This window comes from Faecalispora anaeroviscerum (genome assembly GCF_947568225.1).
Taxonomy (GTDB): domain Bacteria; phylum Bacillota; class Clostridia; order Oscillospirales; family Acutalibacteraceae; genus Faecalispora; species Faecalispora anaeroviscerum.
In genome coordinates this window covers 1,459,196-1,472,293 of the sequence record NZ_CANOOQ010000001.1, presented here as the reverse complement: position 1 = coordinate 1,472,293, position 13,098 = coordinate 1,459,196, and the positions used below count along the sequence as shown (strand labels likewise).

The 13,098-nt window shown below is 48.2% G+C and carries 20 protein-coding genes and 2 tRNA genes; 16 read left to right on the top strand and 6 right to left on the bottom strand.

All coding sequences use genetic code 11. The features are described from left to right. Positions 1-117: 117 nt before the first annotated feature. Together QOS46_RS07420 and QOS46_RS07415 are read left to right on the top strand one after the other, a co-directional pair. Positions 118-191: transfer RNA gene (locus QOS46_RS07420), tRNA-Gln, on the top strand. A gap of 31 nt (positions 192-222) precedes the next feature. Continuing rightward, positions 223-299 (top strand) — tRNA-Pro (locus QOS46_RS07415). A gap of 87 nt (positions 300-386) precedes the next feature. On the opposite strand, the gene QOS46_RS07410 is transcribed toward QOS46_RS07415, so the two are convergent. From QOS46_RS07410 to QOS46_RS07395, 4 genes are all read right to left on the bottom strand, one after another. Continuing rightward, on the bottom strand, positions 387-1,559 hold the full coding sequence (locus QOS46_RS07410) for a tyrosine-type recombinase/integrase (protein WP_283608610.1): 1,173 nt from the start codon (positions 1,557-1,559) through the stop codon (positions 387-389). 148 nt (positions 1,560-1,707) lie between these two features. Next, the gene (locus QOS46_RS07405) at positions 1,708-2,583 is read right to left on the bottom strand and encodes a hypothetical protein (RefSeq protein ID WP_283608608.1); all 876 of its coding nucleotides are present in this window, start codon (positions 2,581-2,583) and stop codon (positions 1,708-1,710) included. A 20-nt stretch (positions 2,584-2,603) separates the two neighbouring features. Then, positions 2,604-2,972 (bottom strand): hypothetical protein, encoded by a 369-nt coding sequence (locus QOS46_RS07400; RefSeq protein WP_283608606.1) that lies wholly within the window; start codon positions 2,970-2,972, stop codon positions 2,604-2,606. 117 nt (positions 2,973-3,089) lie between these two features. Continuing rightward, a complete protein-coding gene (locus tag QOS46_RS07395) occupies positions 3,090-3,476 on the bottom strand; it encodes a helix-turn-helix domain-containing protein (protein WP_283608605.1) in 387 nt (128 codons plus the stop codon). A 156-nt stretch (positions 3,477-3,632) separates the two neighbouring features. On the opposite strand from QOS46_RS07395, the gene QOS46_RS07390 reads away from it, so the two are divergent. Further along, positions 3,633-3,809, top strand: a complete 177-nt coding sequence (locus QOS46_RS07390; RefSeq protein WP_283608604.1) for a hypothetical protein — start codon at positions 3,633-3,635, stop codon at positions 3,807-3,809. A gap of 17 nt (positions 3,810-3,826) precedes the next feature. On the opposite strand, the gene QOS46_RS07385 is transcribed toward QOS46_RS07390, so the two are convergent. Further along, positions 3,827-4,015, bottom strand: a complete 189-nt coding sequence (locus QOS46_RS07385) for a hypothetical protein (protein ID WP_283608602.1) — start codon at positions 4,013-4,015, stop codon at positions 3,827-3,829. Positions 4,016-4,089: 74 nt separating this feature from the next. On the opposite strand from QOS46_RS07385, the gene QOS46_RS07380 reads away from it, so the two are divergent. Together QOS46_RS07380 and QOS46_RS14285 are read left to right on the top strand one after the other, a co-directional pair. Then, entirely contained in the window at positions 4,090-4,311 is a 222-nt protein-coding gene (locus tag QOS46_RS07380) for a helix-turn-helix domain-containing protein (protein WP_283608601.1), read from the top strand. A gap of 15 nt (positions 4,312-4,326) precedes the next feature. Continuing rightward, positions 4,327-4,545, top strand: coding sequence for a DUF739 family protein (locus tag QOS46_RS14285; RefSeq protein ID WP_408611449.1), 219 nt, complete (start codon positions 4,327-4,329; stop codon positions 4,543-4,545). A gap of 36 nt (positions 4,546-4,581) precedes the next feature. On the opposite strand, the gene QOS46_RS07375 is transcribed toward QOS46_RS14285, so the two are convergent. Continuing rightward, positions 4,582-4,722: a hypothetical protein gene (locus tag QOS46_RS07375; protein WP_283608600.1), complete on the bottom strand. Its 141-nt coding sequence runs from the start codon at positions 4,720-4,722 to the stop codon at positions 4,582-4,584. 223 nt (positions 4,723-4,945) lie between these two features. Here QOS46_RS07375 and QOS46_RS07370 point away from each other — a divergent pair, with 223 nt between their 5' ends. The 11 genes from QOS46_RS07370 to QOS46_RS07320 all read left to right on the top strand — a co-directional run bounded on the left by QOS46_RS07370 (position 4,946) and on the right by QOS46_RS07320 (position 13,098). Continuing rightward, a complete protein-coding gene (locus tag QOS46_RS07370) occupies positions 4,946-5,143 on the top strand; it encodes a hypothetical protein (protein ID WP_283608599.1) in 198 nt (65 codons plus the stop codon). 59 nt (positions 5,144-5,202) lie between these two features. Next, positions 5,203-5,460, top strand: a complete 258-nt coding sequence (locus tag QOS46_RS07365) for an AbrB/MazE/SpoVT family DNA-binding domain-containing protein (RefSeq protein ID WP_283608598.1) — start codon at positions 5,203-5,205, stop codon at positions 5,458-5,460. After that, positions 5,457-5,894 carry a GcrA family cell cycle regulator gene (locus QOS46_RS07360; protein WP_283608597.1) on the top strand — a complete coding sequence of 146 codons (438 nt, stop codon included), beginning with the start codon at positions 5,457-5,459 and terminating at the stop codon, positions 5,892-5,894. Before QOS46_RS07365 ends, QOS46_RS07360 begins: the two co-directional genes overlap by 4 nt. Before the next feature lie 202 nt (positions 5,895-6,096). Then, on the top strand, positions 6,097-6,489 hold the full coding sequence (locus QOS46_RS07355; protein WP_283608595.1) for a hypothetical protein: 393 nt from the start codon (positions 6,097-6,099) through the stop codon (positions 6,487-6,489). Continuing rightward, positions 6,486-7,001 carry a hypothetical protein gene (locus QOS46_RS07350; protein WP_283608593.1) on the top strand — a complete coding sequence of 172 codons (516 nt, stop codon included), beginning with the start codon at positions 6,486-6,488 and terminating at the stop codon, positions 6,999-7,001. The genes QOS46_RS07355 and QOS46_RS07350 overlap by 4 nt, the downstream gene beginning before the upstream one ends. Continuing rightward, complete coding sequence (locus QOS46_RS07345; protein WP_283608591.1) at positions 6,994-7,689, top strand: hypothetical protein; 696 nt, start codon at positions 6,994-6,996, stop codon at positions 7,687-7,689. The genes QOS46_RS07350 and QOS46_RS07345 overlap by 8 nt, the downstream gene beginning before the upstream one ends. Continuing rightward, entirely contained in the window at positions 7,686-9,605 is a 1,920-nt protein-coding gene (locus QOS46_RS07340) for a hypothetical protein (protein ID WP_283608589.1), read from the top strand. The genes QOS46_RS07345 and QOS46_RS07340 overlap by 4 nt, the downstream gene beginning before the upstream one ends. Then, on the top strand, positions 9,602-9,883 hold the full coding sequence (locus tag QOS46_RS07335) for a hypothetical protein (protein ID WP_283608588.1): 282 nt from the start codon (positions 9,602-9,604) through the stop codon (positions 9,881-9,883). Before QOS46_RS07340 ends, QOS46_RS07335 begins: the two co-directional genes overlap by 4 nt. Continuing rightward, entirely contained in the window at positions 9,880-11,631 is a 1,752-nt protein-coding gene (locus QOS46_RS07330; RefSeq protein WP_283608586.1) for a hypothetical protein, read from the top strand. The genes QOS46_RS07335 and QOS46_RS07330 overlap by 4 nt, the downstream gene beginning before the upstream one ends. Then, on the top strand, positions 11,628-11,891 hold the full coding sequence (locus tag QOS46_RS07325; protein ID WP_283608584.1) for a hypothetical protein: 264 nt from the start codon (positions 11,628-11,630) through the stop codon (positions 11,889-11,891). Before QOS46_RS07330 ends, QOS46_RS07325 begins: the two co-directional genes overlap by 4 nt. Continuing rightward, complete coding sequence (locus QOS46_RS07320) at positions 11,884-13,098, top strand: hypothetical protein (protein ID WP_283608582.1); 1,215 nt, start codon at positions 11,884-11,886, stop codon at positions 13,096-13,098. The genes QOS46_RS07325 and QOS46_RS07320 overlap by 8 nt, the downstream gene beginning before the upstream one ends.

The following is a 13,098-nucleotide window of genomic DNA, read 5'->3' as shown; positions in this document are numbered from 1 at the left end:
CTGTTTGATAAAATTCAAAAACATTCAAAATTTTAGAGGATTTTTTTTGGAAACCTATTGACATTCGTTGGAATTTTGCTATAATAAATGACGTTGCTTCTGGCAATTAAATATTGATGCGGAATTGTGTAATGGTAGCACGACAGACTCTGACTCTGTTTGTCTGGGTTCAAATCCTAGTTCCGCAGCCATATAGCCTCGGGAAACCGAGGCTAGCTTTTTCGAGGTGTGGCTCAGCTTGGTAGAGCGCTACGTTCGGGACGTAGAAGTCGCAGGTTCAAATCCTGTCACCTCGACCATACATGTGACTACGGAAATCCAGCAATCATGCGGGTTTCCGTAGTTTTTTTATTTTTCGAAAAAGCTGTTTGGGGTTTGTTTGGGGTTTACGCATGCGATTTCAGGGGCAAGGCAGCGGCGATAGCCTCAGATGCTTCAGCTTGAACCTTTTGAAAAGTGTGGGCGTAAATGTTTGTTGTTGTGGATACCTGCGAATGACCTAAAGCAGAAGAAACGGTTTTCACGTCTACTCCGCTGGTAATCAACAGGGAAGCATTCAGGTGGCGGAGACTATGCAGTAACCGTTTGGCCTTGCGAATCCCTGTTCGCTCGCAAAAATGCAGTAGCCATTTATAAGGGACGTTTGGGCTTATGGGTTCACCATTCCAAGTAATAAATAATCGGTCATGATCAACCCATTTATCACCCAGCAATAGCCGCTCTTCGGTTTGCTCTGCGCGATACCATCTTAGTATCATTATGACTTCGGACGGCATTTTCAAGCTGCGTTGTGACTTCTTGGTTTTTGTAGTGTCGGTAAAAGTTCCTTTTTCTTTAGTGTATTGTGAGGTTCTGCGAATACTGACAACACCGGTATCAAAGTCTATGTCTTTCCACTCCAATCCACACAATTCACCCCGACGGAAGCCCCCATAGATCGCTAAAACAAAGAATGCCTGGAACGAAAGAGGCTCTTTAAGCATCAGATCAAGGAAATGCTGAGCTTCTTCCAATGTGTAGCAGTCGGCTTCTGGTTTTTCGCCCAGCTTGATTTTTATCGCGCGGCAAGGGTTGTCCCTCATGATGCGCATCTGTATTGCAAAAGAAAACACAGATGACAGAAACGATAAGTAGTTTTTTGCTGTCTTTGGGGTCACAGCCTTGTTTTTGGCATCGCCATTTAAGAGCGCCCTAATAAATTTCTGGATCTGCGTAGGAGTAATTTTATCTATCTGCAGATGCCCAAATTGTTGTTTGGCTCTTAATGCCATGCGACGGTATTCAGTGATCGTCCGTATTCGCAGGTTCTGCGCGGCATAATCGTCGAAGTATTGTTTTAAAAAGGCTTCAAACTTTATTCCGTGCTGCAGCACAAGTCCCCGTTTACATTCCTCCTCAAACAGTACGGCCTGCCGGTTCAATTCTTTTTCAATCTGCCGTTCGGTCATGCCGGGTTCTGGGGTCCAGGTCATGCGCTGGCGTTCCTGTTCTCCTCTTACAGTGTAGCCGCAGGAAGCTGTAATTCGATAGCTTTTCCCGCGTTTTTCGATGGTTGCCATGTAACGTCCTCCTATAACCGGGCATAAAAATACCCGGCCTATTGATTTTTGGCCGGGAGGTTGGTACAATATATATGCATTTTATGTATCGGCCCCGGCCGATCTGCCGCTCTATCCTGGTGCAAACAGGGTGGGGCGGTTTTTAATTTTATTTTAGAGCGATTTTTGCACGGCTTATCTTTAAATACTGGCCGTCATCAATTGTTAGATATTGTTCGTTACTGATAATTCCATTTCCGATCATGCTGCTAAACAAGTGTGAACTGTCTTCTGTTAGTTCGTAATAGCCATCAATACTATCATTTGGGCGAATTTTATATTCTCCTGCTGGGATATCTATGCCGACACGGTACATTCCATCGGTCAAATAACCTAAAGATTTATCCAAAGCGGGCGCTTTGTCGATACTGTAAATTTTTGCTCTGGACACATTTAGATATTGCCCATCGGAAACCGTGATAATGGAACGACCGTCAAAATTGTCGTTTGAAATAACGGATTCGAATGTTCCGTCTGAACTACTACTCACCTGAAAATAGGCCATCATAGGATCCGATTGCACCAGAATGTATTCGCCAGCAGGAATGTCTGTACCGACTTTATACATTCCACTTGCATAACTGGCGTCAGCTGGGATCACAGCGACGGATCGGCCAGCGATACCGCCCTGCTTCACGCCTTTTTTCACATTGACCTGAATAGAGGCATGAGTGCCATTAATATCGGCAACGACGTACGTTGTGCCTTCTTTCAGAGCAGTGATCCGATATTTACCGTTCCCCATGGAACTTAGCTTTACAACACTCCCATTGCGAGAATCTGAAACTTTCACGTCGGCTTGAGCAAGGCCGGGGCCGGCAACAACCGCCTTGAAATCATAAATATTTCCGGGGGCCATAGAGTAGCTCTTGGTATCAAGAGTCAAGGTCCTTTCAGAGGTTTGAGCAAAAGCACCTCCCGATACCGAACTTGCCAACATAGTCGCGACTAAGAAAGACGCGATTCTCTTTAACTTACTTCTCATGATTTTTTCTCCCCTTCCAGCTATTTAGCAGCTACTTTCGCATAGTCTTGTTTAAAGATAGAAATGGCAAATACTACAGCAAAAATGAACGCAAGCACTCCCCATACCATTAAATCTTTAAACATGCCTGTTGCGGTGACACCTGCGATTCCAGCGAGGGCATATAATATGGTCGCTGCAATAGCACCGCCTTTTGACTTACGGGCCGCAATACCGACAATTCCCGCGACTATGTAGAGAAGAGCTACAAGAAGTCCAGTTCCTCCGCTTGTATCGCTCGCATCTGCTAAAGCGGCTCCAACTCCAGCCGCGCACGACTGAAACAGAACCAACAGAGCGAGGACGATCGATACAATACCGATTACTAACTTTGCCGTTTTCATGTTCATTCTCCATTCCCTCATTGACATATTCTTCCAATGAGCTATAATTAATAAGGAGAGTGACTCGCAAAAATGCTTTCCGTACTTGCCCCACATGCTATTTGCAGTAGTGTGTGGGGTTATTTATGCTTCCTGTGAAATTTCAGGCTGATTATTTTTTGTGTACTTACTGGATGAAACCAAGTCATCCGAATAATCCAGTAGCTTTTCCTGTCCTTCATCATTGAGAGCGCGGTAATTATGTATAAGGGTCTGTTCCTGTTTATTCAATTCCCCTGTTTCGGCTTCTGCCGGGGCGGGGGAATTTTTTGCATTCCAACCTAAAAACGTGTTTGCGTCAATTTCAAATATTTCAAGCATTTTCGCAATTGAATCCACGTCTGGACGATTGGTCTCAGCTTCCCAGTTGGCTATTACACTAGGTGCTTTTTCAATAAGTTTTCCTAGTTCAGCTTGTGTTAAGCCTTTTTGATTTCTATATCGTTTTATATTTTCGCTTAAAATCGACATGTCGTTCACCTCAAACAAAGATTAACACAAAAATAGTTGAATATCAAGAAAATAATTTCAGAATTTCGGAAATAAATTATTGACACTTCCGATATTCTGATTTATACTAAAATCACTTCAGGAATTCGGAAGACCGGAGGTGAGGAGGTGAAAGAGGTGAGTAATCAAATATTCAAGAAGTTGCTTGTGAAAATTCTGTTGGGCAGAAATAAAAGCTACATTTCCCTTGTGAAAATCAATGGGAAAACCTATAAAGCTTGTGTTACAGAATGGTTTGATGCAGCGGCTTGGGCAAAGAAAGCGGTAAGCGCCTTGAACTTAGGTGATGACTAAGTCAAAGCGCTTGCACATCAGAGCGGTAACTTGGAAACCTGAGGATACTCGGCTTCAATTTTTTCTGTGATTGATTTGCAAAGTTTGATGCCGCCATTATCTACAATACGGTTTGGAGCAGATTTTAAAGTCTCTAATTCTTTCAGTTCTTCCTTAAATCGGCCGTAGATATATATAATTTCTTCTGGTGTGAAATTCAATTCCATTTTATCGCCTCCTTTCACCACTATTCTACCGCAGGCTTTGGAGGAGGGCAAGTACAAAGAAAGGAGGTGGTTTTATGCCGAAGGCTATGGTTCCTGAAAACATAAGACGCATTATTCGCCAGCAGGGGTATAAACAAAGCGCTATTGCTGAACGCGCCGGTATTAATGAAAAGACTTTCAGCAATATGTTAAACGGGCGAAAAATCATTACAGTTGATGATATGTATAAAATCCTTGCTGCTCTTGGCGTAACGCCGAATGAGTTGTTTGGATTCGACGATCAGAAAACAGCTTAGGAAGGAGGGGAGAGGGTGTTTTGCGATAGTCTACTGCGTGGGAAAATTGCGCAGCACGGTACATCACAGCGAAAGCTCGCACGGAAAATGGGTCTCAATGAAAAAACCTTTTCAGAGAAGATGCATGGGAAATACGATTGGTCGCTTACAGAAGTGCAGCAGATTTGTAAATTACTTAAGATCAGTTCCGCCCAGGAGATAAAGCGTATCTTTTTCCCAGAGAAAAGAGTTTGAGCAGGATGCGCTCACATCCTGCTCAGCTGGTAGAGATTATTTAGTTTTTGGTTTTGCCTGGGACAGCGCGCTTCCAGCAGCGGTTTTGCTGGTTGAACTAGTTCTTCCATCTCGAAGAACTTTTGACGCCGCAGATGCCGCCTTAGGGCTTGTCTGCTTCGGATTGCTTTTTGCCATAGTCTTTTACCTCCTCATATGTTTTACATTACCGTACTACATATTGAGAGATTTGTAAAGCTTAGCACAACATATGTATTTGTGCACAATTAACAAACTGCCGCTGACAAATTCTTACTGTGCAAAGCTAAGCATAACTCTACAAAACCTGTTCTACTAAAAAGTAATAATTTTGTTGTTAAATTACACAAACATTTAATTTTGTTGAAAGGAGTAATTCATAATGCCAATTCCCCGTATGCGGCTGCTCAAAGAAGCTGCAGAAGAAATCAAAGCCGTAGATCCTAACACTGCGGTGACACAATGTTTTATCCGAAGGCTAGCGCTGGACGGCAAAGTCAAATCGATTATGGCCGGGCGCAAGAGGCTGATAAACCTGGATGATTTGTTGCAGTATCTAGATTTACAGCAATCCTCATGACCGCTGCCCGCAGCGGGTGCATGCAGCGCAGGACAAGCTTAAAAGAAAGGAGTGAGCATATGAAATCAACAGGAATGGTACGCAAAATCGACCAGCTCGGACGATTTACCATCCCACGGGAAATCTTGCGAGCACTGGAAATCTCATTTAGGGACCCGGTAGAAATCTTTGTGGATGGCAACAAGATTATTTTGCAAAAGTATCAGCCGGATACCTACACCGTGGACGAGCTGCAGGAAGCCCTGGTCTTGGTTTGCAACGAGACCGGAAAAAATCCGTTAGATTATCTTCAAAAAGTGAAAGGAGAATCATTATGAAATGGTCCGAAGAAAAGGTCAGTCAGCTGAAGGAGCTGGCGTTTGCCGGCGTACCTAACCCCCAGATCGCGAAGCAGCTTGGCGTTGGTGTATCTGATATTTACGCGAAGCGTAGCCAGCTCGGAATCACCAGGGAGAAAGTCCAGGCGGTGAAAGATGCGGCGGCACCGCCGGAACCGGAAGCAATCTCATCAAAAGAGATCGACGAAGATCGCGCAGCCCATAATCGTGAGGCGGACGAAAAACGGAACCTGCTTCAACTACTGGAACCCGTCATTCGCAAGGCAGATCCTTCTGTGAGATCGGTGGTTTTGATAAACCAGGGCCGGCTGGTACAGATCGATTATGCCAACGAGTTCCGCCGGTATGTAGACATCCAAGGAGACAGCCTGCTGGCCATTATTTACGATGTGGCACGTGTGGCCATGAAGTGAGGGGGGCAGAAATTATGTGGATCCCCCAGAAGCACCTGGACAAGCTCGCTCGCCGAGCCGGGCAGCTCAGAAGCAAACATAACTTCTCACCGAGGGAAGCCGGTTGCACTGCTTGCTGGTTGGCCGGAGTAAAACCGCAGTACATTTCGTCCCTAGCTGACGTGATGGACAAGCGCCGGCGTCAGGCAAGGAGGCGGCCATCATGAGGACAGATTATTTTCCCGCCTTGCTGTTTTTGTCCGTAATCCTGCTCATTGTTTTGGTTTCAGGTGCCGCCGTGTACGTGGAGTACAAGATCGAACAACACAAGCAGCGTCAGACCCGACGGAACCAGTACAGCAAAGAAACCCGTGCGGCAATCCGTACCTTTGAGCTGACTCGGGATAGAGTCGGCAGCGAGCTCACCGAATCAGAGTTTCAGGCGGCCGTTCAGCAGCTGCTCCATGATTATCATCTGGGTACCCGGTCAGGCGGTTTGCAGTTCGCACAGTACAACGCATATCAGCTGTCCGTAATGCTCGGGGACATCATCACCAAACAGCGCAGTGATCAGCGCTGGAATAAAATCTTTGAAACAAAGGAGAAATCAGCATGAATCATTTTGAAATGCTCAACAGAGCAGAGCTGGCAGTAAGTAGCCGCGCCACTCAAATCAAATACTCTGTTGAGCCAGGAGATATCGACTGCACCTATTACGAGGCGCTTGGCTACATATCGTCCCTGTACGATATGGGAGTTTTTAACGCGTCCCAGCATACTGCTGCGCTCGCTGTGTTTGATGCTGCGCTCTACGAGGCGGAGGATGAGCGCGCAAAAAAAGTCGCCCCCAGTGCTGCGAACACTGAAAGCGACAAAGCAAAATCTCTTAATTCCAGTTTAGAGCAAAAGCCCGAGGGTGTCAAGCCCCGGCCGGATGCCTTTGTGCACGCAGATATCTACTCTGAGACCGATCTGCATATGGAAATCTCCGGTGAAACCCGCAAGCTTCTTGCCATTCTCTCTTGTTATATTTCGAGTTTGAGGGGATCAGGAGTTCCTGAAAATGAAATTCAGGCGGCTATTTGCCTGAGCCATACGGTACCAAAGGAGGGTAAGACGAATGCTTAACGATTATCAGATTCTGGTAGTGCGCCGGGCAATGGCTGCGGCTGTGGATAAGGATGCCGAAATCAAGCGTATAGCAAAAGGAATGAAGGTAGAGGAAAGTGAGATTCAGCAAGCGCTGGCTCAGACGCCGCGGGTAGAATCTGCGGTTTCGACCAACCTGGAGCCTTCCGGCCGGCTCGTATGGGGCACCAAACAGTTGGAGCAATTGTATCGCCTACGTACTGAAGGCAAAGGCCCAGCCGAGATTGCTCGCATCATGGGGCTGAAAACGCACCAGGTACAAAGCAAACTTCACAGTGAAAAGAAATCGCGCTCTGCCGCAAAATCCTCTGTGCCCGCAGAAGAACCTGTATTTGAAGATGATCCCCGGCTGCTTCTCCTGGGGCCGCCGCCAAAACCAGAGCCAGAGACCTGTGAACTGGAATCACCCAGCGTGACTGAGGAACCGTCAGTAATACCAAAGGATGATCCGGATTCTTTTTCTTTTCAAGCGGCCGCGCCGGCAAAGCGCCCTTTCTTTTTTGCAGTCGAGTTGACTGGCCTGATGAGAAACTTGGAGTATTCCCACCCACCTGTGGAGATGGGATACCTCGAAGCAAATCAAACCGCCGGGTGGGCAACCTGCCATTTTAAGGCCGCTGGTGAGAATTACATTATCAGCCTGCGCAGAGAGGACAGCAAATCATGAAGCTACTTAATTTGACTCTGGATAATTTCAAGAGCATTAAGCACTATGAGCTCGACACCCAGGGCGCCAATGTGGACGTCTACGGCGATAACGCCACCGGCAAAACCACTCTGGCCGACGCTTATTTCTGGCTGCTGTTTGGTAAGGACAGTGCCGGCCGCAGCGACAGTAATTTCGAAGTCAAGACCCGGGGAACCTCCGGGCTTAACTATTCTGTTAAAGGTACATTCCTGGGTGAAGACGGTCAGCCCTTCACGTTACAGCGTGTTTATCGTGAGAAGTTTCGTCGCAAAAATGGTGAAGCTGAGCGTGAATTTCAGGGCCACGAAACAGATTTTTATGTCAATGACGTGCCGAAGCCCAAAAAGGATTATACCGCTTTTGTGGCATTGATTTGCGACGAGCAGACTTTTATGCTGCTGACGGATCCGGACATGTTTCCCGGTAAGCTCAAATGGGACGTGCGGCGGGACATGCTGCTAAAGCATTTCGCACCGGCGGCGAACGATCTGGAAATCATCAACGCGCACGACGAGCTGAAACCCCTGCTGCATTATATTGGCACCAAATCGGTGGACGATTACGCCAAGATTACCAAGGCTCAGCGTCAGGAGATCAACAAGCTGCTGGGTGAGATCCCCGGCCGCATCGACGAAGCAGAGAAAGCAAAGCCTTTTGATCTTCCCAGCCCAGAGGATGGCCCCTTAATGCTCCGGCTGCAGAAGCAGAAAATGAAGTTAGATAACGATATTGCGGCGATTCGCAACGGCGAAACAGCTGGCGTGTTCCGCAATCAGATTTTAGAGGTCAAGGCGAAGATTTCACAGGCGTCTGCCGAATATATGCGCACTGCTTCTGCTGGAAATACCAGTCTGGAAGCTGAAATGGCACAGATTCGTGCAGAGATCAACCGGTTGCAAGGAGAGGCTACCAAAGCCAAATATTCCGCGCAGAGTGCCAAGGGTGTTATTGACGGATTGGCCACCGAGCTGGATGAGCTGCGGCAGAAGTGCATGGATACCGCAAACCAGACTTTTGATGAGCATCAAACAGTTTGCCCCACCTGCGGGCAGGAGTATCAGTCCGAAAAACAGGATGAGATCCGCGCTGAATTTAATGAGCACAAAGCCGCTCAGCTCGAAAAACTCGAATCCAAGGGCAAGGAGCTGGCGACCACCAAGCAGGATCTGGAACAGTCCCTACAGAAACATCTGCAGCAGCAGGCCGCGGCGGAGAAATTCCTTGCTGCATCGCAGATCCGGCTGAAAAAGCTCTCCAACCAGTATATCAAGCCGGAGCCGTTTGAAAGTACAGATCGGTACCTCCAGCTTCGGCAAGAGCAGGAGCAACTGGAAAATCAGCTGGCAAAGCTTGAATCTGCTGGAAATCAGCGCGTCACAGAACTGAATCAGCAGCTGCAGACCATCACTGGCGAACTGGAAACCGTCAAGCGCCGGGCACTCAATACTGAAATCATTGCCCAGCAGGATAAACGGATTGCAGAGCTGAAGCAGCAGGAAAGCGAACTGGCACAGCAGCTCGCTATACATGATAACGGCCTGCTTCTGGCAGAGCTTTTTACTCAGCTTAAAGCTCAGGACATAGAAGAAAAAGTTAACTCTGCATTTCGCCTGGTGTGCTGGAAGCTGTTTGATGTCCAGATCAACGGTGGAATCAAGCCCTGCTGCGAGGCTACCGTTAAGGGGATCGAATACGGCACCAACTTGAACAGTGCCGCCCGCCTGAATGCAGGTCTCGACATTATCAATACGCTGGGCCGCGCCGCTGGGATCTCTGTGCCGGTGTGGGTGGACAACGCCGAGAGCGTCACCAGCATTCTGCCAATTGATGCCCAGGTTATCCGCTTACACGTTTCTGCCCGGGACAAGCAGCTGAGAGTGGAGGTGCGTTCGTGAGAAAAGATTTAGAACAGCGGCTTATCGAATCAACCAAACATGGAGAGCTGGGAGAACAGCTCCTGAGCGAAATTATGCAGGATATTTCCGGACAGCTTTCCCGCGCACTGAATCCGATAGATTGTATTTCAGCTCCGTTCATCGTTGCGGCGCTGAACACATATGCAAATGTAATCTCCTCCCAGTTTTCCGGTTGCGAGGAAGCGGCAAGATCGATTAATGAGATTATGAAAGTTGCTTACTTGAAGATCCCGGTGAAAGGTGGAGGATCGCAGTGACCACCTACACCTGCAAATGTGGGAAAACCTTTGACAAAAATACGGGGGCCGGGACAACCGGCCTCAGAATGCCGGACTATGGCCCAGAGCATGAATGCTTTGGTTGCCCGTTTGTTTGCCAGGTCATGACCTGGGATCCCACCACGCAGAAAGAAGCGGTACAGAATCATGAATGCCGAGCCAGCAAAGGAATCCGGTATGACAGCACCGCAGCTTTGTCCCTGGGTGATAAATGCGTCGGCCGGATCGACAGCCTTGACTTTGATTTTCTGCATCGTGTCCGGGAATATGCTGACGGTTTGGACGGTATTGAGCCTGACCGGAACGCTTTTTCCAGCCGCGGCGCTGATTACGGAACTGACGGAAGGTATCGTCTTACGATTTATCCGGCGGCGAACAACAAGGGGGTTGCCGCGAAGCAACAACTCTTTAATGAGTTTTTCAATCCGGATGGCACCCGAAAAAATTTCTGCCCGGAAGAAGAAAAAGAAATTGTCCTGCGCCAGATTCAGGACGGGAAACGGGAGGCACAGCACATTATGACGCAGTACCAACATACCAACAAGGTCTATTTTGTCAAAGAGAGCGATGACGGAAAGTTCCGCGCTTACTTTTACTACAAGGCGAATCCGCCCAAGCATATTCCAGTCGGAGATATTCCTCCTTGCGATGCGGAGTGGATCGCACAGAAGATGCTGGATGATTACGCGCAACAGCGCGAGTTTGAGGTTTACGATCCGGATTTCACCGGCGACGAAAACCCAGAAATGGAACAGCAGCGCTTTGGCGAAGAGCCCGAAGAAACCGACGATTCTGTTCCAGATTCCGACGATGTTCCAGATATGGTACAGGAAGACGAACCCCTTGAATCCGTGAACGATGCTCACTCTGAGTCGGAAGATTCGGATGAATCTGAGAACGACGGTGCCGAGCCTACTCCGGAGGGCTGCTCCTGGCAGAACGCTTCCGGCAGTGAAGATGAGCCACAGGAAGATTTAGAAGAGCCTTTACCGGATGGCCCTGAATTAAGCTTAAGGTTATCAGCCTTCAATGCGGTTTTCAACGCTGCGGATGAAGCGCTGCAGGATATGGCCAGAACTCTTAAAACTAAATTCATCGAAAGCGGAGAGCTGAATCTAAAAATTGTAATTGACAACTATGGTGGCGTATTACGCCCCAATTTAAAAAAGAGCAAAGGAGATTGTTCCTTAAAACCTGCAAAAGTTTCTTTCCCCATTCGGTTCTCTGCAGATGTTGAATTTATCGTCGGAAATGACGGCCGCGTAATTCTTCCTGAGGACCGTGAGCATCAAATTTCATTTGATGAGGTTCCTCCGGTGGTTACGCAGGTGGATGGTAGCACCGGCCTAGTTGAAAGCGTTGCAGTGCAGGAAGATGAGCAGCCGGAGCCTGAACTCGATAAAGACGGTGAGGGCGAGCAAACAGAAGATGAAAGCGATAATGAAAGTTCTGAGCCGCTCTACCCTTGCAGCTGCTCCGATTGCCTGTTTTTCGCTATTGGTGTGGATGAAGATTCTGGCTGTTGCTTTGATTCCCAAGATTCGGAAAGCAACAATTACCCCGGTGATGTATGGGAAGCGGTCCACATGAATGGCTGTGTGCGGCCGGAAGTGCTGCACGCTTACCGCAAGAACAATCCTGAAAATGAGAGCTATGACGATACACCGGATGATTCAGACGATTTGCCTTTTGAATCCCCGGAAAATGATGAGGAGGAAGCATCATGAAAACCAATGTAATCAAATTGAGATTCATCCGCAAAGGTGAGCCCTCCGGCCAGGAATACACCTATTTTACTAATGTGGATGTCGCCGTCGGTGATCTGGTTGATGTCGATGGCCGACGTGGATTGTCTCAGTGTGTTGTGACCGCAATTGATGTGCCAGAGAAAGAAATTGAGCCCTTTAAGGACTTTGCCAAGACGATTATAGGAAAAAGCAGAATTCCGGAATTCACGGAAAATCAGGAGGTAAAATCTGATGAATGAAAGCAAAGCGCCGGCCGCCGTCGAGAAGAAAGAATTTGGAACTGCTCTGACTCGAGTAAATGACACCTTCATGCCGCTGATCACCTCGCAGATGCAGAAGAACCATCTGCAGATGACTGCGTATTCCAAGGAGTGCGTGCTCCATGCAATTTCCGCTATCAATGCCGTGCTGGACAAGGCCGGCATTGGCTGGAATGATCCTGCACTCGACAAGAGCACCATCAGTGATATTCTGATCAAGATTTCCAGTTTTCAGCTGAACGCTGCAGCCTCTCCCCGCGAGGTCTACTTTCAGCTGCGCAATGAGAAGAGCAAGAGCATTGATCCGGAAACCGGCCGCTCTACAGACATTTGGAAAAAGAAAATCGAAATGGGAATCGAGGGCGACGGCAACGATTCCATTCTTGCCCGCTTTGGTCGCGGTGTGCAGCATGTCTGCCAGATCTGGAAGATCCGCGAGAATGACGATTTCAGGTATCCCACCTTTAACGGCCTGGATATGGCCCCGCCCCAGTGGACATCGAAGGGGGGCGGCCGGATCGTCAAGATTGTTTATCCTATTATCATGCAGGGACATGACGGTAATTCTTATACAGAGTTTTACATTGCTGAGCGTGAGGACGTCATTCATAATTTGCTCGCCCACATGAACAGCAATATGATGCAGGAAACTTTTGGCTTGGCCGAGAGCAAATATAAAGCTTCGGCCGACCAGAAAGCAAAGATCGAAGCACGTAAGCGCGAGCTCCTTACCAAAGCGCGCAATCTTGGTCTGGATGCTGCCTTGGACGATGAGGAGTTGCAGCCGTGGATCAGCCCAGCCTGGACGGAATACCACAGCCGTGAATCCATGGTGGAGCGCAAGATGCGTAACAATGCCATTAAGAAAATTCCGAAGGATTTTGGCAACGGTATGCTCGAAACCATGTTTGAAGAAAGTACCGATGAGGTTTACCGTTCCACCGCGCAGGAGATCAAGCAGTTGGCCAACAGCCGCCCCATAGATATTCAGATTGACGAGGATACCGGTGAGGTGATGGATCCGGCGCCGCCCGTTGAGGCTCCCGAGGAAGAAGATCCCACACCAGATCCGGATGATACAGAACCAGCCCCTCCGGCACCGCAGGAGGCACCCGCAGAGAAATCACGGCAAACTTCCACACCGCGACAGACAAAGCCCACCGGCGGCTACACGCCCGGGTTTTAA

Coding starts and splice junctions, on each gene's coding strand:
- QOS46_RS07410 (WP_283608610.1), bottom strand. CDS start 1,559: ATGGCAACCATCGAAAAACGCGGGAAAAGCTATCGAATTACAGCTTCC.
- QOS46_RS07405 (WP_283608608.1), bottom strand. CDS start 2,583: ATGAGAAGTAAGTTAAAGAGAATCGCGTCTTTCTTAGTCGCGACTATG.
- QOS46_RS07400 (WP_283608606.1), bottom strand. CDS start 2,972: ATGAACATGAAAACGGCAAAGTTAGTAATCGGTATTGTATCGATCGTC.
- QOS46_RS07395 (WP_283608605.1), bottom strand. CDS start 3,476: ATGTCGATTTTAAGCGAAAATATAAAACGATATAGAAATCAAAAAGGC.
- QOS46_RS07385 (WP_283608602.1), bottom strand. CDS start 4,015: ATGGAATTGAATTTCACACCAGAAGAAATTATATATATCTACGGCCGA.
- QOS46_RS07380 (WP_283608601.1), top strand. CDS start 4,090: ATGCCGAAGGCTATGGTTCCTGAAAACATAAGACGCATTATTCGCCAG.
- QOS46_RS07375 (WP_283608600.1), bottom strand. CDS start 4,722: ATGGCAAAAAGCAATCCGAAGCAGACAAGCCCTAAGGCGGCATCTGCG.
- QOS46_RS07370 (WP_283608599.1), top strand. CDS start 4,946: ATGCCAATTCCCCGTATGCGGCTGCTCAAAGAAGCTGCAGAAGAAATC.
- QOS46_RS07365 (WP_283608598.1), top strand. CDS start 5,203: ATGAAATCAACAGGAATGGTACGCAAAATCGACCAGCTCGGACGATTT.
- QOS46_RS07360 (WP_283608597.1), top strand. CDS start 5,457: ATGAAATGGTCCGAAGAAAAGGTCAGTCAGCTGAAGGAGCTGGCGTTT.
- QOS46_RS07355 (WP_283608595.1), top strand. CDS start 6,097: ATGAGGACAGATTATTTTCCCGCCTTGCTGTTTTTGTCCGTAATCCTG.
- QOS46_RS07350 (WP_283608593.1), top strand. CDS start 6,486: ATGAATCATTTTGAAATGCTCAACAGAGCAGAGCTGGCAGTAAGTAGC.
- QOS46_RS07345 (WP_283608591.1), top strand. CDS start 6,994: ATGCTTAACGATTATCAGATTCTGGTAGTGCGCCGGGCAATGGCTGCG.
- QOS46_RS07340 (WP_283608589.1), top strand. CDS start 7,686: ATGAAGCTACTTAATTTGACTCTGGATAATTTCAAGAGCATTAAGCAC.
- QOS46_RS07325 (WP_283608584.1), top strand. CDS start 11,628: ATGAAAACCAATGTAATCAAATTGAGATTCATCCGCAAAGGTGAGCCC.
- QOS46_RS07320 (WP_283608582.1), top strand. CDS start 11,884: ATGAATGAAAGCAAAGCGCCGGCCGCCGTCGAGAAGAAAGAATTTGGA.